General features: G+C 34.5%; 2 protein-coding genes. Both read left to right on the plus strand.

Annotated features, from left to right (window positions below; genetic code table 11):
* The first annotated feature begins 121 nt into the window (after nt 1-121).
* Nucleotides 122-295, plus strand: coding sequence for a helix-turn-helix domain-containing protein (locus tag VQ048_RS12310; protein WP_327611940.1), 174 nt, complete (start codon nt 122-124; stop codon nt 293-295).
* A gap of 36 nt (nt 296-331) precedes the next feature.
* A partial coding sequence (locus VQ048_RS12315; protein WP_327611941.1) for an IS30 family transposase occupies nt 332-788 on the plus strand: 457 nt, incomplete at its 3' end.

Raw genomic sequence — 788 nt, forward strand, 5'->3', positions numbered from 1 at the left:
GGCACATTCAACTCACAAAGGTAACTTTTTAGAGAGAGCAAATAAAAAAGGGAAGTCGAAACTTCCCTTGGGTTAAATGAAAATTTTTCTCACATTTGCTTTCGAGTAAAAGTAACTAAATATGAGTCATTTAACATTGGAGCAAAGATACGAAATTCAATTTTGTTTGCAAGAAGGAATCAAAAAATCTGAAATCGCTAAACGGCTAAACCGTCCTAAAAAGACTATCAATGAGGAAATTAAGCGAAATTCAGATGGTAGAAATGGTATTTACAGAGCAGCTTTAGCTCAATGAAAATACGAGCAAAGAAAAAAAGAGAAACCTAAGAGAATTAGATTTACAGAAGAAGTCCAAAGAGAGATAATGCATTTATTATCAAAAGATTATTCACCAGAACAGATTGTCGGCACATTAAAATTAGAAGGGAAAGAAACCGTTTCTCACGAAAGAATTTACCAGTTCATTTGGGCAGACAAGCGAAAGGGAGGAAATCTCTATAAGCACCTGCAAACCAAAGGAAAAAGATATAGAAAAAGAGGATGTTTAAAGGATAAAAGGGGTATCATTACAGAAAGAAAAAGCATTGAAGAACGCCCTGAAATTGTGGATAAACGCTGTAGAACGGGGGATTATGAAGCTGATTTAGTGTTAGGCAAGAACCATAAAATGGCGATTTTAACGATGAATGACCGAGCTACAGGATACACTTTTTTAGAACTTTTACAAGGCAAATCTGCGGAAGAAGTCCAGTTGAAAATAGAAAGAATAATTACTGAAAATCAATTGA

It is taken from the genome of Bergeyella anatis, from assembly GCF_036016955.1.
GTDB lineage: Bacteria > Bacteroidota > Bacteroidia > Flavobacteriales > Weeksellaceae > JAYWXI01.